The organism is Arthrobacter sp. FW305-BF8 (genome assembly GCF_021789315.1).
Lineage (GTDB): Bacteria > Actinomycetota > Actinomycetes > Actinomycetales > Micrococcaceae > Arthrobacter.
The window spans coordinates 3,346,024-3,365,828 of sequence record NZ_CP084561.1 but is presented as its reverse complement, the minus strand read 5'-3'; the positions used below and the strand labels follow the sequence as shown (position 1 = coordinate 3,365,828).

Here is a 19,805-nt window from a genome sequence, read left to right as displayed (position 1 = left end):
GTTGTCAACGATGAGCTCTTAGTCGGCTGAGTAGCCCTGCGGATTGTTTTTTTGCCAACGCCAGTGGTCCTCGCACATCTGGTCAAGGGACTTCGAGGTGGACCAGGAGAGGTCGGCCAGTGCGGACGTGGCGTCTGCCCAGAATGCGGGAAGGTCGCCGGCACGGCGGCCGGTGATCTCGTGGGGGATCGGCCTGCCCACGGCCTTTTCGAAGGACCGCAGCACTTCGAGCACCGAGGAACCCGTCCCTGAGCCGAGGTTCCAGCGGAACACACCAGCGCGTTCCGCGATGTGGTTCAGGGCCGCCACGTGGCCTTCGGCAAGGTCAACGACGTGGATGTAGTCACGCAGGCAGGTTCCATCCGGGGTGTCGTAGTCACCGCCGAACACCATGAGCTTTTCACGCCGGCCGACGGCGACCTGGGCGATGAAGGGTACGAGGTTGTTGGGGATGCCCTGGGGGTCCTCGCCGATTCGTCCCGACGGGTGGGCCCCCACCGGGTTGAAGTAGCGCAGGAGGGCTATATGCCAGCGGCCGTCTGCGGCGCCGAGGTCGGACAGAATATCTTCGATCTGTTCCTTGGTGCGGCCATAGGGGTTGTTCGCACCGATCTCCATCTTTTCCACGTACGGGATAGCGTTGTGTTCGCCGTAGACGGTGGCCGAGGAGCTAAATACGATCGAGCGGACATTGTGCCGGTCCATCGACCGGAGCAGGTTGAGGGTACCAACGAGGTTGTTATGGTAATACTTCAGAGGTTCGCTGACGGATTCACCCACGGCTTTGAGCCCAGCAAAATGAATGACGGCGTCAACGGCGTGCTCGGCGAAGACAGCGTCCACGGCCTGCTCGTCCAGAAGGTCCGTGCGGTGGAACGCAGCCGGCTTCCCTGTTAGCTCGGCGACCCGGCGCAGCGCTTCGTCACTGGAGTTAATGAGGTTATCAATGACAACCACGTCATGCCCGGCTTCCTGAAGGGACAAAACGGTGTGCGAACCGATGTACCCGGTGCCGCCAGTAACCAGAATTTTCATGCTGTCCACGATACCGCAACCACACTTGCCCCCACGGAGTGTTTCTAGCGCATGTGTGCTAGAAAGAGAGATGCCCAAAATTGTGGACGCCGCCCAGCGCCGGCAGGAGATCGTTGGCGCCGTGTGCAGGATCATCGCCACAGACGGGCTGGAAGGAGCGTCCCTGCGGGAAGTGGCGGATGAGGCGGGCCTCGCGGTGGGCTCGGTGCGGCACTACTTCGAAAGCAGCGATGACCTGCTGGCCTACTCCTTTACAGCTGTTTCCGGCCGCATCCTGACGCGCCTCAATGAAGCGCTTACAGGGCTCGGGCCGGCAGCCGATGGGGCCGACGAAGATCTGGCGGTATTAACACTGCTGGGCGAATTCCTGCCCCTGGACGAAGAACGCGCCCTGGATGCATGCGCCTGGCTGGCGTTCCGGAATGCCGCGAGGACCCGGCCTTTCCTCGCCGCCGAGGCGGACAGAAGCCATCGGGCGGTGGCTGCCGTCGTCGGTCAGGTGATCAACCGGCTCGTGCGTGAGCAGGATGCCACGGCGGACGATGCCGGGCCGCAGCTGGTGACTGCTGCCGAACACTTGCTGGCCACACTGGACGGGCTGGCCATGCATGCCCTGCTACAGCCGGGCTGGATGTCCCCGGAAATGTGCCGTGACGTGCTCGAATTGCACATCGAGGGCCTCCGCAGGAGGGTCAGTGCCAACCATTAACCTCCCCGGGCTGGGGGAATAGACTGAAAGCCGGAGAGCGGGTTGCCGGCACAACGGGGTGGAAAACGAGATGCCAAGGAGGCATACGCATGCAGCACACAGGCGGTCCAGGCTGGCGAATCACTATGGACACGTCGGGTCCCATGCTTATTGCCCTTTATATACGTGATGTTGCCGGACTCGACGGTGCGGGGTTTCCGCCGCTTTCGCATGCTGCACCCAAGGTCCGCCACGTGGACCATTCCCATCTCACCGCCGAAGTGGGCGGCATCAGCGCCCTCAAAACCGAGTGGGAAGCCTGGTGGGAGCAGCTGCTCAAGGCGCACCCGCAGATGTCCCCTGAACTGTCGCCGCCGGGATTTCGCTCCTTTGCCAACTCGCCGGCATTGCGCAAGGTCCTGCAGGCGCATTTCGGCGCAGCCCTGACGTGGGCCAGGGAGCGGCGCGCGGAGTATGCCGAACTGGAGGCCGAACGCGTGGCCGGAGGCTCCGCGCACCTCATTGAGGACATCGTGGAGGACCGGCTGCTGGAGGTGGGCCGGGATTCGCGGGACTTTGCGCTGACGATTATAGAGCTGCCGCTCGATGAGCAGCGGGCGTGGTACCTGGAGCCGGACAAGATCATCATGAGCCACGAGCTGCTCTCGCAGCCCGAGGTGTTCCGCAGCTACGTGCAGCCGGTCGTGGAGATCCTCGTCTAAGTCCACGGATTCAGGCAGTCCGTAGATTCAGGACGTCCGCAGAGTCACGATCCGGCGGCAGCAAGCGTGATGGCCACCCGGCCGCCCGCGTCCGGCGCATCCTGCCACCCGTCGCGGGCTTTTCTGTCCCACCGCTTTCCGTTCACATCAACCCGTTCCACCGCATACTCTTCGGCGTTTGCCACCGCCCAGTGGGCCACGGACCAGGCATAGCTGTCGGCGACGTCCACCTCCAGCGTTTGGCCGGAGGCCGCCGTCTGGATGGTTCCGTAGGCGGCTTCCAGCCCCATGAGCATGCTGGCGGTGTTGCCGGCGGTGTCCGGTGAGCGGAGCGTGCAGTTCAGGGCAGCGGGCGTCTCACCCGTCAATGCCGAGGCGAAGGACCGTGCCATCGCCTCGTGCTCGGCGTAGGCCCTCGGGTAGGCGGAGCGCTGGACGCGCTGCGCGGCGTCGGTGATTTCCAAGGTGGCGTAGCCGGGCACCTTCACGAGGGCGTCGTAGAAGGCGTTCGTGGCGTAGACCGGGTCCATGACCTGGTCCTGGGTGCCCCACCCCTGGGATGGGCGCTGCTGGAACAGGCCCCTGGAGTCCGGACCGGCCAGGTCGCCGTGGCCGATGTTCCGAAGCTTGGATTCCTGCATGGCGGTGGCCAGGGCAATGCTGGCTGCACGTGGAGGGAGACCGCGTCGCACCGCCACAGCCGTGATCAGCGCCGCGTTCGCGGCCTGGTCGGTGGCCAGGTCCGCGCGCTGTGAGCCGACGGCGGCGGTGCATTCCTCGGTGATCAGTTGCTCGGAGCGCTGCAGCAAAGTGGCCGCGGTGTAGATGCCGCCAGCGACCAGGACGAGGGAGAGGCCGCCGATGACAGCCCCGCGCAGCCTGCGTCTGCGTGTCACGTTGTTACTCCAGCAATCCGCCGGCACGCCCTTCTGGGTGGCGTGCCGGCTATGTCCTCACGGTCGGTTGGCGTGCCGTCAGTTGGCGTGCAGGGCGTCGTTCAGTTCCACGGTCTGGCCCTGGCGGGGCAGGGCTTCGACTTCACCCGTGGTGGAGTTGCGGCGGAAGAGCAGGTTCGGCACGCCGGACAGCTCCACGGCCTTGACGATCTTGCTGGTGTCCTCGCCGTCAGCGTCCTTGGGCCCGGAAATCCGGACACGGGTGCCTGCCGTGACGTACAGTCCGGCCTCCACTACGGAGTCGTCCCCGATGCTGATGCCGACGCCGGAGTTGGCACCCAGCAGGACCCGCTGGCCCAGGGACACCTTCTCCTTGCCGCCGCCGGAGAGGGTGCCCATGATCGAGGCACCGCCGCCGACGTCGGTTCCGTCACCGGCCACCACACCGGCGGAAATGCGGCCCTCAACCATCGAGGTCCCCAGCGTGCCGGCGTTGAAGTTCACGAAGCCCTCGTGCATGACGGTGGTGCCATCGGCCAGGTGGGCGCCCAGGCGCACGCGATCGGCGTCGGCAATGCGGACGCCCGCCGGAACGACGTAGTCCACCATGCGCGGGAACTTGTCCACGCCGTAGACGGTGACCGCGCCGCGCTTGCGCAGCTTGGCGCGGGTCAGTTCGAACCCGTCCACGGCGCACGGGCCGAAGTTGGTCCAGACGACGTTCGGGAGCTTGCCGAAGATGCCGTCCAGGTTGATGCTGTTGGGCCGGACCAGGCGGTGCGAGAGCAGGTGCAGGCGCAGGTAGGCATCGGCGGTGTCCGCCGGGGCCTCGTCCAGGTTGATCTGGACGAACACCACCTTCTGCTCGGTGCCGCGGTCGGCATCGGTGCCGGCGGCCGCGATGTCAGCCAGGGTTTCGTCGGCGTTTTCCACGGCGCGGAGGCTTTCGGCGGCAACACCGAGGGCGGGGGCGGGGAACCAGGCATCCAGCACGGTGGCTTCGCCGTTCCGCGTGGCGATGGTGGCTACGCCGAATCCATAGGCCGAACGGGAATCGTCGGACAGTGTCTGGGCAGCGGGCACGGCGGAAGAAGCGGTTTCAGTCATGCGCCAAGTCTATCGAGACGACGTGCACGCACCGAAACCGGTCCGCACATATCCGAGTCGCATTTGAGGGCGTTCCCGGCGCTGGGAACGCCCCGGGCTGCTACCCGGTCGGGACGGGCAGGCGCGGGATACAGTGGGACGGTGATTGCCGAAACAAGCCCCGCAACCCTTGACCTGCGCCAGGACGTGGCACTGCTGACCGCCGCGCTCATCGACATTGACAGCGTCTCCGGCAACGAGCGCCAGCTTGCGGACGCCGTCGAGTCGGCACTCCGCCAGCTCCCAGGCTTGGAGCTGGTACGTGACGGCGACTCCATCATCGCCCGGACCAACCTCGGCCGCAGCGAACGGGTCATCCTGGCGGGCCACCTGGACACGGTGCCCCTGCCGGTCACGGAAGGCTCGCTGGGAACGGTGCCGTCCACCTGGCCGTCCGGGGTCCCGGGCGACGGCGTCCTGTACGGCCGCGGTGCGACGGACATGAAGGGCGGCGTTGCGGTCCAGCTTGCACTGGCAGCTTCAATGTTCGACGGCGGGGCGGAACCGGGCAAGGACGTCACCTTTGTGTTCTATGACCATGAGGAGGTGGAGGCCGTCAAGAGCGGGCTGGGCAGGCTGGTGCGGAACCACGGCGGGCTCCTCGCCGGCGACTTTGCCATCCTCCTCGAACCGACCGACGGCATTGTGGAGGGCGGCTGCAACGGCACCATGCGGTTCCACGCCACAACTTCCGGGGAGGCTGCCCACTCCGCCCGGGCGTGGATGGGCCGCAACGCGATCCACGCCGCCGCGCCCATCTTGGAACGCCTCGCCGCGTACAGCCCGCAGACCGTGACGGTGGACGGGCTGGACTACCGCGAAAGCCTGAACGCAGTGAAGATCCACGGCGGCACCGCGGGCAACGTCATCCCGGATCGCTGCGTCGTGGAGATCAACTACCGCTTCGCCCCGGACAAGACCCCCGACCAGGCTGAAGCGCACGTGCGCGCGCTGCTGGACGGGTTCGACGTCGTCCGCACTGACAGCGCCGCCGGCGCGCGCCCCGGACTGAACCACCCTGCCGCCGCGTCCTTCGTTGCCGCCGTGGGCGGCGAGCCGAAACCCAAATACGGCTGGACCGACGTCGCCCGCTTCAGTGAACTGGGCATCCCGGCAGTGAACTTCGGGCCCGGCGACGCGCTGCTGGCCCACAAGGACAACGAACACGTGGAGGCCGAAGCCATCCGCACCTGCCTGCGCGCACTGCAGACGTGGCTGTCTTGAGGTTCGGCCGATAAACACGAAGGGTCCGCAGCCGGTTGGCTGCGGACCCTTCGCTGTTAGTGCCTGGCGTTTTATTTCACAACGGTGGACACGCCGGCGGTGGGGGCCTTCGCCACTCCACCGGCGGCCTTCTTGGAACCGCGCCGCTCGATCCAGATGGCCAGCCGGGACACGGCCAGGTTGATGGCGATGTAGATGGCCGCGGCCACGAAGAAGACCGGGAACAGGAACTGCGGGCCCAGGAAGTCAGCCATCACCTGCACTGCGCGCAGCAGTTCGCCGTACGCAACGATGTACCCCAGCGACGTGTCCTTTAGCAGGACCACCAGCTGCGCCACGAGGGACGGCAGCATGCGGCGGACCGCCTGCGGCAGTTCGATGGTCAGCCGGGACTGGAAGCTGGTCAGGCCGATCGCCAGACCCGCTTCACGCTGGCCGCGGGGGAGGGACTGGATGCCTGCGCGGATGATCTCCGCGAAGATCGCGGCGTTGTACAGGACCAGACCGGCCACTACGGCGATGAACGAGCTGGTGGCGAAGACCAGCAGCACGAACAGCATCATCAGGACCACGGGCATGCCGCGCAGGAACTCGAGCACGATCCTGGTGGGAATCCTGATCCAGGCGACGTCGGAGATGCGCATCAGGCACAGCAGAAGCCCCAGCGGAAAGGCAATGACCGCTGCGATGGCCGCCGCGGCCAGCGTCGCGCCGATGCCGTTGGCGATGAGCGACCAGACATCAGCCTGGCCGAAGATCGCCCAGCGCTGCGCCTGGAAGATCCCCTGTTGGGCCAGGGTCATGATGGCCCAGGCCAGCAGGGCGGCGATCAGCACGACGCCGATCACGGACCCGATCAGCGAGACGCGGCGGGCCTTGGGGCCGGGGACGTCGTAGAGAACCGAACTCATCGTGCGATCGCCACCTTTCGTTCGACCTGGTGGGCGAGGTAACCCAGCGGCACAGTGATCAGGAGATAAAAGAAAGCAACGCCCACCAGCACCCACATGACGGCGTCACCGTGGTCGTTGGCCAGCTGCTTGCCGTAGCCGAACAGCTCCAGCACGTAGAAGGCGCCGGCAACCGAGGAGTTCTTGACGAGCGCGATGAGGATGTTGATCATCGGCGGGATCACGGTGCGGAGCGCCTGCGGAAGGATGATGAGGGAGAGCACCTGGCCAAACTTCATGCCGATGCTGCGGGCTGCCTCGGCCTGGCCGACCGGAACGCTGTTCACGCCCGAGCGGACAGCCTCGGCAATGAAGGCGGCGGTGTAGGCGCTCAGGGCGATGATGGCCGCAATTTCGAACTGCTGGAAGGTCACGCCCAGGCGGGGAAGGACCACCGCCGCGAAAAAGAAGGCAATGGTCAGCGGGGTGTTACGCACCACCTCCACGTAGGCCATGCTGAAGCCGCGGAGTGCAGCAACGGGGGAGACGCGGGCGGCGGCCAGCAGTGTGCCTGCGACCAAGGCGATGATGCCGGAAACGGCGGCCAGGAACAGGGTTCTGAGAAAGCCGTCCCAGTACTGGGGGAGGCTTTCAATGATGACGTCCATAGGATCCTTTAGCTGCGTTCAGGGGAATGTGCGGAAAACGGAAGCGGCGGTTACCGGCAGGCTGTGGCATGCACAGCCGCCGGTAACCGCCACGATCGTCTTAGTAGCGGTCGATGGCCGGAAGTTCCGGTGCCGTCTTGATGACCGCTCCGGCCGTGTCTTCCCAGGCCTTCTTGTAGGAGCCGTCCTTGGAGAAGCTTTCCAGCTGGTCGTTGACCCAGTTGCGGAACGCCGTGTCGCCCTTCTTCAGGCCGATGCCGTAAGGCTCCTTGGTGAAGGTCTCGTCGGAAGCCAGCTTGAACGCGTCCGGCTCCTTGTTGACGAAGCCGGCCAGGATGACGTTGTCCGTGGTGACGGCTTCAACCTGCTTGTTACGGAGCGGCTCGAGGCAGGCCGAGTAAGTGGCGGCCGGAACCAGGACTGCGCCGTACTTCTCCACGATGGTGGAGGCCGGGGTGGAGCCCGTCACGGAGCAGACATTCTTGCCCTTGACGTCCTCGGGCTTGGTGATGGACGTGTTGTCCTTGTTCACCATCAGCGCCTGGCCGGCTTCGTAGTACGGGCCGGCGAAGTCGACTTCGGTCTTGCGCTTGTCGTTGATGGTGTAGGTGGCCACGATCAGATCCACCTTGCCCTGTTTGATGAACTGCTCACGGTTGGCGGAGACGGTCTCGACCCATTCAATCTTGTCCGCGGGAACGCCCAGCTTGGCGGCGAGCAGCTTGCCGATTTCGACGTCGAAACCGACAGGCTTGCCGTCCAGGCCCTTCTGGCCGAACAGCGGCTGATCGAACTTGGTGCCGATGGTCACCTTGCCGGCCGAGGCGATCTTTTCCATGGTGGTGCCTGCAGCGAAGCTCGGCTTTTCGACCGGCGTGGGGTTGGACCCGGTCCCGGTGCCGCCGCCGCCGCAAGCGCTCAGGGTAAGAGCGATGGCCGCGGATGCTGCTGCCAGAAGGGATTTCCTTCGGGTCAAAAATGCCTTCATGACATTCCTTTCATTGGGCGGCCGCCGGTGACGGCCTGGGTGCGAATTCGGGTGGTCTTGAAGTTGGTGGGGAGTGCTGGATCGGTTGTCAGTGCGTGAGCAGCTTGGACAGGAAGTCCTTGGCGCGGCTGCTCTGGGGATTGGTGAAGAACTCCTCGGGAGTGGCGTCCTCCACGATTTGTCCATCAGCCATGAACACCACACGGTCGGCGGCCTTGCGGGCGAAACCCATCTCGTGGGTCACCACGATCATGGTCATGCCCTCCTTGGCCAGCTGGATCATGACATCCAGGACCTCGTTGATCATCTCGGGGTCGAGCGCAGAAGTGGGCTCGTCGAACAGCATGACCTTGGGCTTCATGGCGAGGGCGCGTGCGATGGCCACACGCTGCTGCTGGCCGCCGGAGAGCTGAGCCGGGAGCTTGGGCGCCTGGTGGCCCACGCCCACGCGCTCGAGCAGGGCCATGGCCTCCTTGTCCGCCTCCGCCTTGGAGACGCCCTTGACCTTGATGGGGCCGAGCGTCACGTTCTCCAGGATGGTCTTGTGCGCGAACAGGTTGAACGACTGGAACACCATGCCGACGTCGGCGCGCAGCCGGGCGAGCTCCTTGCCTTCCTCGGGCAGCTGCTTGCCGTCAATGGCGATGTCGCCGTCGTCGATCGTTTCCAGCCGGTTGATCGCCCGGCACAGTGTGGACTTCCCCGAACCTGACGGGCCGATGACCACAACCACTTCGCCCTTGCGGACCTGGAGGTTGATGTCCTTCAGAACGTGCAGCTGACCGTAATGCTTGTTGACGGCATTCAGAGAGACGAGTGCATCGCCGGGCAGTTGAGTAGTCATAAGTAAGAATCTAGCGAACATTGCCCGCTTATGACCGGAATCACCCCAACTTCCCGCTGATCGTAATTCAAGAGATACCTGCAGGTCAGCAGGTTAGCCTTGGGGGATGAGCATCAACGCAGATCCGTCAAAATCCGTACAGCCCCGCCGGAAAGGGCCCCTAGAACTGCGCCGCAAGCAGGCGGCCGTGGAGATGTCGGATCAGCGGCTGCTCGACACCAAGGGCCCCGGCCACTTCATTCACACCGACCCCTGGCGGGTCATGCGGATCCAGAGCGAGTTCGTGGAAGGCTTCGGTGCCCTCTCCGACCTGGGCCAGGCGGTCAGCGTCTTCGGCTCCGCGCGCACCAAGCCGGGAAGCGCGTTCTACGACATGGGCGTCGAGGTGGGGCGCAAACTGGCCGAAGCCGGCGTGGCCGTCATCACCGGCGGCGGACCGGGCTCGATGGAAGCAGCCAACAGGGGAGCGGTGGAAGGCAACGGCGTCTCCGTTGGCCTCGGTATTGAGCTGCCGTTCGAGCAGGGCCTGAACCAGTGGGTGGACCTCGGCATCAACTTCCGCTATTTCTTCGCGCGGAAGACCATGTTCGTGAAGTACGCCCAGGGCTTCATCGTTCTTCCAGGCGGCCTCGGCACCCTTGACGAGCTCTTCGAAGCCATGGTCCTCGTCCAGACGCAGAAGGTGACCTCGTTCCCGATCGTCCTGCTGGGCGCGTCATTCTGGGGTCCGATGATCGAATGGATCAGGGGGACCCTGGTGGCTGAGGGAATGGTCTCGGAAAAGGACCTGGACCTCATCCAGGTGGTGGACACCCCGGAGGAAGCCGTGAATTTCGTCCTCCACGGCCATGTCCGGGCGCCGTCCTCCGACGAGGACCAGCGCCCCGAGTAGCAGCGGCCCGGGCAGCAGCTCGGACACGCGGCCCGGGCAGCAGCTGCCTGGGTAAGGCAGCCGGCGGGGCTGCGTCTGGCACGATTGGTGTGTGAGCTTCTTCCTCGTTTTCCTCGCCATCGTCCTGATTGGAGCCACCGCCCTCATCGGGACCAACCTCGGGGCGGGCATGCTGCGGAGGAAGCGCGCCCGCGCGCCTCTCGAACGAGAGGGCTTCAAGGACGGCTTCGATGAACCCGTGGCGTCCCTGCCGCCGGTGCTGCTCCCCGACGACGCAAAACCGGCCGACGTCGACCAGGTCCGGTTTGCGCTGGGATTGCGGGGGTACCGGATGGACCAGGTGGACCAGGTGCTGGACGACCTGCGCGACCAGCTGGCAGCCAGGAACGCCGAGATAGAAAGCCTGCGGGAGCAGCTGCGTGCCTCTGCTGGACCACTGGCCGCTCGCCAACAGCCGGCCGCCCAATTGGCCCCCGCAGAACAATTGCCCCCCGCCGATCAATTGGCCCCTGCCGAACGGTCGGCCGCCGAGGACCGGACGTGAGCTCCCCAATGCCGCCGCCTCCGGGCCCCGTGCCGCCAGCAACAGCCGAACCCCCGTCGCCGCATCGCGGGAAGCGGCTGGCCGGGACACGGCTGGCCGAGACACGGCTAGATAAGGCGTTCCGGGCCGCCGCGGCAAGGCTCGGCGGCCGCCTGGTCCGCTGGCCGTGGTGGGCCCAGGTGGCCGCGGTGTACGTCGCCGCGCGGCTGGTCAGTGCCTGCATCTTCATGTCGGCCGCCCTGCACCAGGGATTCAACCCCTGGTTCCCGGCCAAGCCCGACTACTGGAACTTCATCAACATCTGGGACGCGCGGTGGTACGAGTCCGTGATGACCGGGGGGTACCCGAACGAACTGCCGGTGGATGCGGCCGGCAACGTGCAGGAGAACACCTGGGCGTTCTATCCGCTGTTTCCAACGCTGGGGCGGATGCTGTCCGCTGCCACGGGCATGAGCCCCGCCGCCGCCCTCATCCTGATCGCGATGCTCGCCGGGCTGGCGGCCTCGCTGGTGGTCTACCTGCTGTTCCGCACCAAGGCAGCCCACTGGCCCGCCCTGTGGGGCGCCGCGTTCTTCTCCACCTTCCCTGTCTCGCCGGTGCTCCAGGTGCCTTACGCGGAATCCCTGAACCTCCTGCTGCTGGCCGCTGCGCTGCTGCTGGTGGTCCGGCGGCACTACCTGTGGGCCATTCCCGTGGTTCTGGCCATGTGCCTTTCCCGGCCCACGGGCGTTCCGTTCGCTGCGACCCTCGGCCTCCTGTTCCTGTTCCGCGCCGGTGAGGCCTGGCTCGAGGCTCGGAACCGGGGTCCTGGAACGAACGGGCTGGCCGCCAAGGGGCGCAGTGTCCACGGCGGGAACGAACTGTGGTCCCTCGCCGGGCTGACCGCCGTCACCGGTGCAGGTGCTCTCGCCTGGCCCGCCATCGCGTGGGCTGCCACCGGCGACATCGCTGCGTACACGAAGACCGAGACCGTCTGGCGCGGACACGACCTGGTGCCCTTCAAGCCCTGGTTCGACACCGGCGTCCTGCTGTTCGGGCCGGTGCTGGGGCTCGTGGCACCGTTCGTCTTCGTAGCGGTGTTCGGGCTCTTGATGGCCTCGCCGCCGGTGCGCCAGCTGGGACCAGAACTCCGGCTGTGGTGTGTGTGCTACATGGGGTACCTCGTGGTGTTCCTGCATCCACAGACCAGCACCTTCCGGATGCTGCTGCCGCTGTTTCCGCTGGCGCTGGCGGCCGCACTCGTTTCCCGGTCGCGGGCCTACCGTGGCGCGGTGATCACGATGTTTGTCCTGCTGCAGATCGTGTGGGTGGTGTGGCTCTGGGCGTGGGCCCAACTGCCGGGCGGAGGGGACTATCCGCCGTGACGGGCCGGAGGTTGCCAAACAGGTTTGCCCAGATCAGCCCGCAGAAGGGCGCAGTAATCCGCAGGTGAACCGATTGTCCATCGATTAGCTACAGGCGGGTAATTACAGGATAATAGGTAATAGGCAAGGACAAAAAGCACTCGGATTGTTCAGCACGCATTGTTCAGCCATGGCGGCTGCCGAAAGGACCGCCACAGCGGCATTGTTTTGACTACGCGGACTCAGCCCGGCCGGGCTGCTCGGTCCTGGGACTAATGGAGGGGATATTCCTCATGGCGGCTATGAAACCACGCACCGGCGACGGCCCTATGGAAGTAACCAAGGAGGGCCGCAGCCTGATCATGCGTGTGCCGCTCGAAGGCGGGGGCCGGCTCGTGGTTGAACTTAACGCCGCAGAGGCGGCCAATCTCAAGGACTGCCTCGTCGGCGTCACCGAATAAGAGTAAAGCCAGGGCCCGCAGCTGAAAGCTGCGGGCCCTGGCTTTTTGGTCTGCGTGGCCTGCCTGGGGCAGCCGTTCGGCCGCCTGCCCGCCGGCCTATTTCTTGACGGCTACCAGCAGCCCATCACCGGTGGGGAGCATGGCGGAGGCCAGCCGGTCGTCGTCGCGCACGGCCCTGCCCACCTGGCGCAGCACAACGGTGGTTGCGTCGCGGGCTGCCGGGTTGGATACCCGGTCCTTGTCCAGGGCGTCATTGACGATCAGCAGGCCGCCGGTCTTGAGCAGGCGCACGGCCTGCTCAACGTAACGTGGGAAGTTGGGCTTGTCGCCGTCGATGAAGACGAGGTCATAGGCGGCGTCGGTGAGCCTCGGCAGGACATCACCGGCGCGGCCGGAAATGGTGCGGGTGCGGTTGGCCGGGCTGCCTGACTCCTGGAACGCCTCCCGGGCGGCCTTCAGGTGCTCGACGTCCACGTCGATGGTGGTGAGCACGGCCTGCGGACCGAGGCCGCGAAGCAGGCAGACGCCAGAGACGCCGGCGCCGGTGCCGATCTCGACGGCGGTCTGCGCCTTGGATGCAGCCGCCAGTACGGTCAAGACGGCGCCAACGCCACGGCCGATGGGTGTCACGCCAAGCTCGAACGAACGCTCCCGGGCGCGCAGCAGGACCTCATCCTCGGCAGGCAGATCTTCTGCATAGGACCAGCTCGTGGACTTATCGGCGCTCATGGATTTCGCTTTCTGGGCGGCAGGGGGCATGTTATTACAGCGTACTTGGTTGGACGGCGCCCTAGGGGCAAGTGACAGCGGGCACGCCTGTGATGGCGGATACTGTCCTGCTGCCCGGCGGAGGGTGACGAAGTTTTACGGATTGCCGGCCGAAAATGCGGGCGAAATGTTGCGCCTTTAGCAGAGAGAAGCCCCGCAGTCAGGAAATTCCCAGCCAACTTTGACATGATAATAATCCGCTCATCCAAGTGGTGATCGGCGCCGAACCAATGATGTAAAGCACGTCAGGCGTTATTACATCCACGAGGGGAGTGGACGATGTCAGCATCCGTTGCGGCACCTGTCCCTGCAACTGAAGAGCACGCTGCCGAGTGGGCCATGCCCACGTGGGAAGAAGTGGTCACCAACCACTCCGCCAAGGTGTACAGGCTCGCCTACCGGCTGACCGGTAACAAGTACGACGCCGAGGACCTCACCCAGGAGGTGTTCGTCCGCGTCTTCCGCTCGCTGGAGAACTTCAAGCCGGGAACCCTGGACGGCTGGCTGCACCGGATCACCACCAACCTCTTCCTGGACCAGGCGCGGCGCAAGAGCCGGATCCGCTTTGACGCGCTGGCCGAGGATGCCGAGTCACGGCTGCCCGGCCGTGAACCCGGCCCCGAGCAAAGCTTCGAACTCAACAACCTGGATCTCGACGTCCAGGCCGCCCTCGAGGAACTCCCACCGGACTTCCGTGCCGCCGTCGTCCTGTGCGACCTCGAGGGACTGTCGTATGACGAGGTCGCCGAGGCCCTTGGCGTGAAGCTGGGCACTGTGCGTTCACGCATTCACCGCGGCCGGACCATGCTCCGCGAAAAGCTTGCCCACCGGGATCCGCGCCCGCAGCAGGCGCGCAAGCCGCGGCTGAAGCTGCCCCGCATCGCCGGCGTTCTCTGATCGGCGACATGCGTCGGCTACATCGCTTGCTGGAGGGGCTCAGACAGAACACAGGGTTCCCGCCGCTTGCCGGCGGACGGCACCCGCAGACACCGGACCACATCCGTGCGTGCGCCGAATGCGCCAGCGCGCTGCACCGGCAGCGCCAGTACATTGAACGGCTCCGTGCTGCCGCAGTCCCGGCCGCCAGTGACGAACTGACCGCGCGGCTCCTGCTCCGCACCCAGCAACTGGCCATGGCGCCGCCTCCCGTAGCCCGGCCCAGCCGGATGAGGCTGGCGGGGCTGGCCGGCGGCGTAGCCGTGGTGGCGGCAGGGGCCGTCGCTGCCGGTGCCTACACCGTTGCCGGTGAACCCGGGCAGTACGCCGCCGGCACGGCCTCGCTCTATGGCCAGTCCGGGCATTCCCCGGGAACAGACAGCCGCCTCGCCGCGCTGCGTTCCTCCGGCTGGACCTGCCCTGAACTGCGTGCCATGGGTTTCCGCCTGGTATCTGCCAGCACGACGGTGCTGGCGGGCCGGCCCACGGTGGAGCTGCGCCTCACCGACGGGCAGCATACGGCCAGGATTCTGGAACAGCACCAGGGGTCGCCGTCTGCGCTGTCTCCGGTCAACCCGCTGACGGGCCACCCGGCGGGAAGCGACGGTTACGTTGCCGCTGACCTGCCGGGAGCGACGGCGGACGGCCGGGTCTGGGTCAAGGCGGGGTCACCGTGGAGCGCGATTTACCAGACACCACGGAGCACGTTCACCTACGTGTCCGACTTGCCCGCCACCTCGGCCGACGACGCTTTGGCGGTGCTCGCAGCGCCCGGAAGCATGGCCGGTCCGGGTTTGGCGGCCGGAACCGATACGGCGGGGGACAGCAGCGCAGCGCAGGAAACTGTCGTGGACCGGGTCGAACGCGGCCTCCGTAAAATAGCCCGCCAGTTGGGGCTTTGAGACGCTTCCGTGTCCCAGCGGCATGCCCCCAGGGGGCACGGGCCGGGTCGAAATCGTCACTGCCTCCCCGGAAAGGGTAATCTTCCTAAAGTGTTTGGAATCAACGGCCCGGAGTTTATCCTTCTGCTGCTCATCGGCGTTCTGGTGATCGGCCCCCAGCGGTTGCCCGAATACACCCAGAAACTGGCAAACCTGGTCCGCGAAGTGCGCCGGATGGCCTCCGGTGCGCGGGAGCAGATCAAGGAAGAAGTCGGCATCGACATCGATGACGTCGACTGGAAGAAGTACGACCCCCGCCAGTACGATCCGCGGCGCATTATCAAGGAAGCACTCCTCGAGGATGACACCAAGCCGGTCAGCGCTGGCGGTCCGGCGGCGGTAGCCGCTGCGGCATCAGCCGCCGCCTCCCACACGGAGGAGCGGCCAGCGCGCATTATCGAAAGCCTCGGCGTGGGCGAGCGGGCCCCCTTCGATTCCGAGGCGACGTAGCCGGGTTTCGACAAGCTCAACCGGCGGGTTCCGGCAAGCTCAATCAGCGGAGTCTGCAGGTTCAACCGGTGGACTGAAATAATCAGCGGGGCTGGACGTCCAGCTTCATGCCGGCCAGCCCCCGCGGCCTGGCCGCAAGCTTCCCGGCGATGCCGGACAGCGCCACTGCTGCCGGCGTGTCCGGGGCGCCCAGGACGATGGGCTGGCCCGAGTCGCCGCCTTCCCGCAGGAGAATGTCCAGCGGAATCTGGCCCAGCAGCGGCACGTCCGTGCCGGTCGACGCGCTGAGCCTCTCGGCGAGCACCTCCCCGCCGCCGGTGCCGAACAGGTCCATCCGGCCGCCGTCGGGCATTTCCAGGAACGACATGTTCTCGATGACTCCGGCCACCGTCTGCCCGGTCTGCGTGGCGATGGCGCCGGCACGCTCTGCGACGTCGGCCGCTGCGGCCTGCGGAGTGGTGACCACCAGTATCTCGGCTTTGGGCAGCAGCTGCGCCACTGAGATGGCGATGTCACCGGTGCCCGGCGGAAGGTCCAGGAACAGCGCATCAAGATCGCCGAAATAGACATCGGTGAGGAACTGTTCGAGGGCCCGGTGCAGCATGGGTCCGCGCCAGGCCACAGGCTGGTTGCCGGTGACAAACATGCCGATGGAAATGACCTTTACTCCGTAGGCCACCGGCGGGAGGATCATGTCGTCCACGCGGGTGGGGGCCTGGGTGATCCCCATCAGGGCCGGCACCGAGAAGCCGTACACGTCGGCGTCCACGATGCCCACGCGCAGCCCCTGTGCCGCGAGCGAACAGGCGAGGTTCACCGTTACCGAGGACTTGCCCACACCGCCCTTGCCGCTGGCCACCGCAAAGACCTTGGTGAGGGACCCCGGCTGGTTGAACGGGATGCCCCGCTCGCCGCCGGGGCCGCGGAGCTGCTCCTTCAGTGCGTCTCGCTGCGGCTGGGTCATGACTTTCAGGTCCACCTCGACGGCGGTGACGCCTGGCACGTCCAGCAGCGCCGCCTCGGAGTCCCTGGTGATGGTGTCGCGCAGGGGGCAGCCGGCAATGGTGAGCAGCACCGCCAGGCGGACGGTCCCGTCGCCGGAGATTTCCACCGAATCAACCATGCCCAGCTCGGTGATGGGGCGCCGGAGTTCCGGATCAATGACGGTTGCCAGGGCAGCGTTGACTGCCTGGAGGAGGGTGGTGCTCATGCCGTGGTGCTCAGCTTTCGGGAGAGGTGGGTCGGTGGGCTGCCCGGCCCTGGCGCGTTTTTTCAGACTTGACCTTGGGGATCTGCTGGGTGCGGGGATTGCGTTGCTTTTCCCGCTTCTCCTTCAGCTTTTCCCGGACCAGTTCGCGTGGCGATTCATGGCTTCCGGGCCCGGAGGGTTCGTGCGTGCGGAGCTCCTCCTGGGCCTCCAACAGGTCCTCCAGGAGACTGCGAAGTTCCGCCCGGACGTAGTCGCGGGTGGCCACTTCGCGCAGCGCGATCCGCAGTGAGGCCAGTTCCCGCGTGAGGTATTCGGTGTCCGAGAGGTTGCGCTCCGCGCGCTGGCGGTCCTGCTGGAGGGAAACGCGGTCGCGGTCGTCCTGGCGGTTCTGCGCGAGGAGCAGCAGCGGCGCCGCGTAGGAGGCCTGCAGGGACAGCATCAGCGTCAGGAGCGTGAACCCGAGTTCGACCTTGTCGAACTGCCAGGCTGTGGGCGCGAAGGTATTCCATGCCAGCCAGAAGACACAGAACACGGTCATGTAGAGCAGGAACTGCGGCGTGCCCATGAAGCGGGCGAAGCCCTCTGTCGCATGGCCAAAGGCGTCAGGGTTCGGCGAGAACTTGGGGAGGATGCGCTGGCGGCCGCTCAGCGGCGTGTCCAGGCTTCCTTGGGCCGGCTTTCCGCCGGGCCGCGCTGCCTTTGCCGTGTTTTCAGCCAATGCGGCCACCAAGCTTCCTGACCGGGGCCTCGCCGTCGTTGGCCCGCCAGTCGTCGGGCAGCAGATGGTCCAGGACGTCGTCAACTGTCACTGCGCCCACCAGCCGGCCGGCCTGGTTAACCACCGGAAGGGAGTTCAGGTTGTACGTGGCGAGGGTGCGCGCGACCTCGCTGATGTGGGCCAGGTCCGAGAGCGGCTCCAGGTTCTTGTCCACGAGGTTGCCCAGCGACTCGAACGGCGGGAAGCGCAGCAGCTGCTGAATGTGCACCACGCCGAGGAACCGGCCGGTGGGGGTCTCCAGCGGAGGACGGGCGATGAAAATGGACGAGGCGAGGGCAGGGGAGAGTTCCTCGCGCCGGACGTGGGCGAGCGCCTCCGCTACCGTGGCTTCAGGCGGCAGAATGACCGGGACGGGGGTCATGAGGCCGCCGGCGGTGTCCTCGTCGTATTCGAGGAGGCGCCGGACGTCCTCGGCGCCTTCGGGCTCCATCAGCTGAAGGAGTTCCTCCGCCTGGGCGGACGGCAACTCGCCGAGGAGGTCAGCGGCGTCGTCGGGGTCCATCTCCTCCAGGACGTCCGCGGCGCGCTGGACGTCGAGGGCGGAGAGGATTTCCACCTGGTCGTCCTCTGGCAGCTCCTGCAGGACGTCAGCGAGCCGCTCGTCCTGCAGTTCGCTGGCGACTTCGAAGCGCCGCTTGTCGCTCATCTCCTGCAGTGCCTCGGCGAAGTCCGCGGGCTTGAGGTCCTCGTGGTTGGCCACGAACTGGGTGGCTGCCTGCGGTTCTGTCTTGGCCCCCTGGTGCGCGTCGGCCCAGTCGATGATCATGGTTTCGTTGCGGCGCAGCCTGCTCAGGGGCGCCAGCGAGTGCCCGCGCCGGACGAACAGCTTGCTCACGAACCAGTCGCCCGAGCGGTGCTGGTCCATGGCGATGTCCTCGATGGTGGCGTCACCGCTGCCGTCCGTCAGGGTCACGCGGCGGTCAAACATCTCCGCCACCACGAGGGTCTCGGCGCCGCGCTGTTCGAAGCGCCGGAGGTTGACCAGGCCGGTGCAGATGACCTGCGTCTGGTCGATGGAGGTGATGCGGGTCATGGGAACGAAGACGCGCTTTTTGCCGGGAACTTCGACGACGATGCCCACCACGTGCGGGGCGCCCCGGGTTCCGCGGGAGAGCACGACGACGTCACGCAGCCGCCCCAGACGGTCGCCCAATGGGTCGAAGACGTCCAGTCCCAAGAGGCGCGCGACAAAGACGCGGGTAGGATTCGTGCTCACCTCTACAGGCTACCGAGTCTGCTCTCTTTTAGCTGAATTTTCAGCTTTCACCCATCCTTATGGGCAAGAATGGGGTTATGGCTAACATTTTTGGTGCTCCGAAGGCTGCGCCCAACGGCTCGGACGAGTCGAAGACCGTCCCCACGGGGGACACTGTGGGCTCGTATACCTCTTACCTGGACGCCCAGAAGGCCGTGGACTACCTCGCCGACCAGCAGTTCCCGGTGCACCTGGTGTCCATCGTGGGGAACGACCTCAAGATGGTGGAGCGCGTCACGGGCCGGCTCAGCTACCCGCGCGTGGCGCTCTCCGGTGCCCTGAGCGGTATGTGGTTCGGCCTCTTCGTTGGCGTCATGCTGTCCTTCTTCACGCCTGCAGGGGGAACGTTTTCCATCATCAGCTCGGTGCTGATGGGCGCGGCGTTCTTCATGCTGTTCGGGATCGTCACCTACGCCATGCAGCGCGGCAAGCGCGACTTCACGTCCACCAGCCAGGTGGTTGCCACCAATTACGACGTCGTCGTGGCCTTCGAGGCCGCCCATGAGGCGCGCCGGCTGCTCCAGCAGCTCCCGATGACGCCGTCCGACGCCACCCCGGGTGCGCGCCCGGCGTCGCACAGCCAGCACGACTACCAGAACCAGCAGGACTACCAGAACCAGCCGTACCAGCAGCCGGGCCGGCACCAGGGACCGCCGCAGGGCCCGCCCCAGGGGCAGGCGCCGCAGCGGCCGGCGGGCTGGAACGACCCCTACGGCCAGCGCAGCCAGGAGCCCCGCGAGCAGTACGGCACAGGCCAGCACGCACAGGGCGGGCAGCCGCAGGACCCCAACCAGCAATATGGCACAGGCCAGCAATATGGCACAGGCCAGCAGGGCCAGCAGCATGACGGGGAGCAGCCCTACAGGGACGGCCAGCAGTACGGGGCTCACCAGCAGGGCCAGGCCGGGGAGGGTGCGCCGGCAGCGGACCAGCGCCCGGCGTCGGCAGTACGCTACCCGGACCTGCCGGACGGCCGGCCGCAGTACGGTGTGCGCGTGGATCCGAACCAGGCCGACCAGGGCCGGGACGGGCAGCAGCAGTAGCAGTAGCCAAAGCAAGCAGCAAGGCCAGGACGGCAGAAGGCCAGGGCAGCAGAAAAAGGGACGGCCACCGGATCATCCGGTGG

Annotated in this window: 22 protein-coding genes; 11 read left to right on the top strand and 11 right to left on the bottom strand. The window is 66.2% G+C overall.

Going from position 1 to position 19,805, the window contains the following annotated elements; all coding sequences use genetic code 11:
- Window positions 1-18 precede the first annotated feature (18 nt).
- Window positions 19-1,035, bottom strand: coding sequence for a UDP-glucose 4-epimerase GalE (gene galE, locus LFT45_RS15120; RefSeq protein WP_236804296.1), 1,017 nt, complete (start codon window positions 1,033-1,035; stop codon window positions 19-21).
- Window positions 1,036-1,105: 70 nt separating this feature from the next.
- Here galE and LFT45_RS15115 point away from each other — a divergent pair, with 70 nt between their 5' ends.
- Entirely contained in the window at window positions 1,106-1,744 is a 639-nt protein-coding gene (locus LFT45_RS15115) for a TetR/AcrR family transcriptional regulator (protein WP_236804294.1), read from the top strand.
- 89 nt (window positions 1,745-1,833) lie between these two features.
- Window positions 1,834-2,445, top strand: coding sequence for a hypothetical protein (locus LFT45_RS15110; RefSeq protein ID WP_102973809.1), 612 nt, complete (start codon window positions 1,834-1,836; stop codon window positions 2,443-2,445).
- 44 nt (window positions 2,446-2,489) lie between these two features.
- On the opposite strand, the gene LFT45_RS15105 is transcribed toward LFT45_RS15110, so the two are convergent.
- Both LFT45_RS15105 and dapD read right to left on the bottom strand, forming a co-directional pair.
- A complete protein-coding gene (locus tag LFT45_RS15105) occupies window positions 2,490-3,341 on the bottom strand; it encodes a hypothetical protein (protein WP_236804292.1) in 852 nt (283 codons plus the stop codon).
- A gap of 78 nt (window positions 3,342-3,419) precedes the next feature.
- Window positions 3,420-4,448, bottom strand: a complete 1,029-nt coding sequence (gene dapD / locus LFT45_RS15100) for a 2,3,4,5-tetrahydropyridine-2,6-dicarboxylate N-succinyltransferase (protein WP_236804291.1) — start codon at window positions 4,446-4,448, stop codon at window positions 3,420-3,422.
- A 141-nt stretch (window positions 4,449-4,589) separates the two neighbouring features.
- On the opposite strand from dapD, the gene dapE reads away from it, so the two are divergent.
- A complete protein-coding gene (dapE, locus tag LFT45_RS15095) occupies window positions 4,590-5,711 on the top strand; it encodes a succinyl-diaminopimelate desuccinylase (RefSeq protein ID WP_236804289.1) in 1,122 nt (373 codons plus the stop codon).
- Window positions 5,712-5,782: 71 nt separating this feature from the next.
- Here the strand turns inward: dapE and LFT45_RS15090 are convergent, their stop codons facing one another.
- The 4 genes from LFT45_RS15090 to LFT45_RS15075 all read right to left on the bottom strand — a co-directional run bounded on the left by LFT45_RS15090 (window position 5,783) and on the right by LFT45_RS15075 (window position 9,101).
- A complete protein-coding gene (locus LFT45_RS15090; protein WP_236804287.1) occupies window positions 5,783-6,622 on the bottom strand; it encodes an amino acid ABC transporter permease in 840 nt (279 codons plus the stop codon).
- Window positions 6,619-7,269, bottom strand: a complete 651-nt coding sequence (locus tag LFT45_RS15085; RefSeq protein ID WP_236804286.1) for an amino acid ABC transporter permease — start codon at window positions 7,267-7,269, stop codon at window positions 6,619-6,621. The genes LFT45_RS15090 and LFT45_RS15085 overlap by 4 nt, the downstream gene beginning before the upstream one ends.
- Before the next feature lie 100 nt (window positions 7,270-7,369).
- Window positions 7,370-8,257: a glutamate ABC transporter substrate-binding protein gene (locus tag LFT45_RS15080; RefSeq protein ID WP_236804284.1), complete on the bottom strand. Its 888-nt coding sequence runs from the start codon at window positions 8,255-8,257 to the stop codon at window positions 7,370-7,372.
- An 88-nt stretch (window positions 8,258-8,345) separates the two neighbouring features.
- Complete coding sequence (locus LFT45_RS15075; RefSeq protein WP_190604848.1) at window positions 8,346-9,101, bottom strand: amino acid ABC transporter ATP-binding protein; 756 nt, start codon at window positions 9,099-9,101, stop codon at window positions 8,346-8,348.
- Window positions 9,102-9,207: 106 nt separating this feature from the next.
- On the opposite strand from LFT45_RS15075, the gene LFT45_RS15070 reads away from it, so the two are divergent.
- The 4 genes from LFT45_RS15070 (at window position 9,208) to LFT45_RS15055 (ending at window position 12,341) form a co-directional block, all read left to right on the top strand.
- Window positions 9,208-9,993 (top strand): TIGR00730 family Rossman fold protein, encoded by a 786-nt coding sequence (locus tag LFT45_RS15070; RefSeq protein ID WP_236804282.1) that lies wholly within the window; start codon window positions 9,208-9,210, stop codon window positions 9,991-9,993.
- Between the two features lie 91 nt (window positions 9,994-10,084).
- On the top strand, window positions 10,085-10,537 hold the full coding sequence (locus tag LFT45_RS15065) for a DivIVA domain-containing protein (RefSeq protein ID WP_236804280.1): 453 nt from the start codon (window positions 10,085-10,087) through the stop codon (window positions 10,535-10,537).
- 152 nt (window positions 10,538-10,689) lie between these two features.
- Entirely contained in the window at window positions 10,690-11,901 is a 1,212-nt protein-coding gene (locus tag LFT45_RS15060) for a hypothetical protein (RefSeq protein ID WP_236809368.1), read from the top strand.
- 272 nt (window positions 11,902-12,173) lie between these two features.
- Window positions 12,174-12,341: a DUF3117 domain-containing protein gene (locus LFT45_RS15055; RefSeq protein ID WP_102973820.1), complete on the top strand. Its 168-nt coding sequence runs from the start codon at window positions 12,174-12,176 to the stop codon at window positions 12,339-12,341.
- Window positions 12,342-12,437: 96 nt separating this feature from the next.
- Here LFT45_RS15055 and LFT45_RS15050 read toward each other — a convergent pair whose 3' ends face one another.
- Window positions 12,438-13,070 (bottom strand): O-methyltransferase, encoded by a 633-nt coding sequence (locus LFT45_RS15050; RefSeq protein WP_102973821.1) that lies wholly within the window; start codon window positions 13,068-13,070, stop codon window positions 12,438-12,440.
- Between the two features lie 318 nt (window positions 13,071-13,388).
- On the opposite strand from LFT45_RS15050, the gene sigE reads away from it, so the two are divergent.
- The 3 genes from sigE (at window position 13,389) to LFT45_RS15035 (ending at window position 15,436) form a co-directional block, all read left to right on the top strand.
- Window positions 13,389-14,006 carry an RNA polymerase sigma factor SigE gene (gene sigE / locus LFT45_RS15045; RefSeq protein WP_236804278.1) on the top strand — a complete coding sequence of 206 codons (618 nt, stop codon included), beginning with the start codon at window positions 13,389-13,391 and terminating at the stop codon, window positions 14,004-14,006.
- A gap of 8 nt (window positions 14,007-14,014) precedes the next feature.
- Window positions 14,015-14,947 (top strand): anti-sigma factor, encoded by a 933-nt coding sequence (locus LFT45_RS15040; protein ID WP_236804276.1) that lies wholly within the window; start codon window positions 14,015-14,017, stop codon window positions 14,945-14,947.
- Window positions 14,948-15,037: 90 nt separating this feature from the next.
- On the top strand, window positions 15,038-15,436 hold the full coding sequence (locus LFT45_RS15035) for a Sec-independent protein translocase TatB (protein WP_236804274.1): 399 nt from the start codon (window positions 15,038-15,040) through the stop codon (window positions 15,434-15,436).
- Window positions 15,437-15,518: 82 nt separating this feature from the next.
- Here the strand turns inward: LFT45_RS15035 and LFT45_RS15030 are convergent, their stop codons facing one another.
- From LFT45_RS15030 to LFT45_RS15020, 3 genes are read right to left on the bottom strand one after another with little or no spacing between them, the layout of a single operon-like run.
- Window positions 15,519-16,646 (bottom strand): Mrp/NBP35 family ATP-binding protein, encoded by a 1,128-nt coding sequence (locus LFT45_RS15030; RefSeq protein WP_236804272.1) that lies wholly within the window; start codon window positions 16,644-16,646, stop codon window positions 15,519-15,521.
- A gap of 10 nt (window positions 16,647-16,656) precedes the next feature.
- Window positions 16,657-17,373: a DUF1003 domain-containing protein gene (locus LFT45_RS15025; protein ID WP_440155383.1), complete on the bottom strand. Its 717-nt coding sequence runs from the start codon at window positions 17,371-17,373 to the stop codon at window positions 16,657-16,659.
- Window positions 17,357-18,640 carry a magnesium transporter MgtE N-terminal domain-containing protein gene (locus LFT45_RS15020; protein WP_003805129.1) on the bottom strand — a complete coding sequence of 428 codons (1,284 nt, stop codon included), beginning with the start codon at window positions 18,638-18,640 and terminating at the stop codon, window positions 17,357-17,359. Before LFT45_RS15020 ends, LFT45_RS15025 begins: the two co-directional genes overlap by 17 nt.
- A gap of 77 nt (window positions 18,641-18,717) precedes the next feature.
- Here LFT45_RS15020 and LFT45_RS15015 point away from each other — a divergent pair, with 77 nt between their 5' ends.
- Window positions 18,718-19,722: a general stress protein gene (locus tag LFT45_RS15015; RefSeq protein WP_236804270.1), complete on the top strand. Its 1,005-nt coding sequence runs from the start codon at window positions 18,718-18,720 to the stop codon at window positions 19,720-19,722.
- Window positions 19,723-19,805: the final 83 nt, after the last annotated feature.

What these genes read in the sequence shown, in the direction of transcription:
- dapD (WP_236804291.1), bottom strand. Translation starts at nt 4,448, where the DNA reads ATGACTGAAACCGCTTCTTCCGCCGTGCCCGCTGCCCAGACACTGTCC.
- LFT45_RS15040 (WP_236804276.1), top strand. Translation starts at nt 14,015, where the DNA reads ATGCGTCGGCTACATCGCTTGCTGGAGGGGCTCAGACAGAACACAGGG.
- LFT45_RS15110 (WP_102973809.1), top strand. Translation starts at nt 1,834, where the DNA reads ATGCAGCACACAGGCGGTCCAGGCTGGCGAATCACTATGGACACGTCG.
- LFT45_RS15015 (WP_236804270.1), top strand. Translation starts at nt 18,718, where the DNA reads ATGGCTAACATTTTTGGTGCTCCGAAGGCTGCGCCCAACGGCTCGGAC.
- LFT45_RS15090 (WP_236804287.1), bottom strand. Translation starts at nt 6,622, where the DNA reads ATGAGTTCGGTTCTCTACGACGTCCCCGGCCCCAAGGCCCGCCGCGTC.
- sigE (WP_236804278.1), top strand. Translation starts at nt 13,389, where the DNA reads ATGTCAGCATCCGTTGCGGCACCTGTCCCTGCAACTGAAGAGCACGCT.
- galE (WP_236804296.1), bottom strand. Translation starts at nt 1,035, where the DNA reads ATGAAAATTCTGGTTACTGGCGGCACCGGGTACATCGGTTCGCACACC.
- LFT45_RS15085 (WP_236804286.1), bottom strand. Translation starts at nt 7,269, where the DNA reads ATGGACGTCATCATTGAAAGCCTCCCCCAGTACTGGGACGGCTTTCTC.
- LFT45_RS15115 (WP_236804294.1), top strand. Translation starts at nt 1,106, where the DNA reads ATGCCCAAAATTGTGGACGCCGCCCAGCGCCGGCAGGAGATCGTTGGC.
- LFT45_RS15055 (WP_102973820.1), top strand. Translation starts at nt 12,174, where the DNA reads ATGGCGGCTATGAAACCACGCACCGGCGACGGCCCTATGGAAGTAACC.
- LFT45_RS15050 (WP_102973821.1), bottom strand. Translation starts at nt 13,070, where the DNA reads ATGAGCGCCGATAAGTCCACGAGCTGGTCCTATGCAGAAGATCTGCCT.
- LFT45_RS15080 (WP_236804284.1), bottom strand. Translation starts at nt 8,257, where the DNA reads ATGAAGGCATTTTTGACCCGAAGGAAATCCCTTCTGGCAGCAGCATCC.
- LFT45_RS15070 (WP_236804282.1), top strand. Translation starts at nt 9,208, where the DNA reads ATGAGCATCAACGCAGATCCGTCAAAATCCGTACAGCCCCGCCGGAAA.
- LFT45_RS15030 (WP_236804272.1), bottom strand. Translation starts at nt 16,646, where the DNA reads ATGAGCACCACCCTCCTCCAGGCAGTCAACGCTGCCCTGGCAACCGTC.
- LFT45_RS15075 (WP_190604848.1), bottom strand. Translation starts at nt 9,101, where the DNA reads ATGACTACTCAACTGCCCGGCGATGCACTCGTCTCTCTGAATGCCGTC.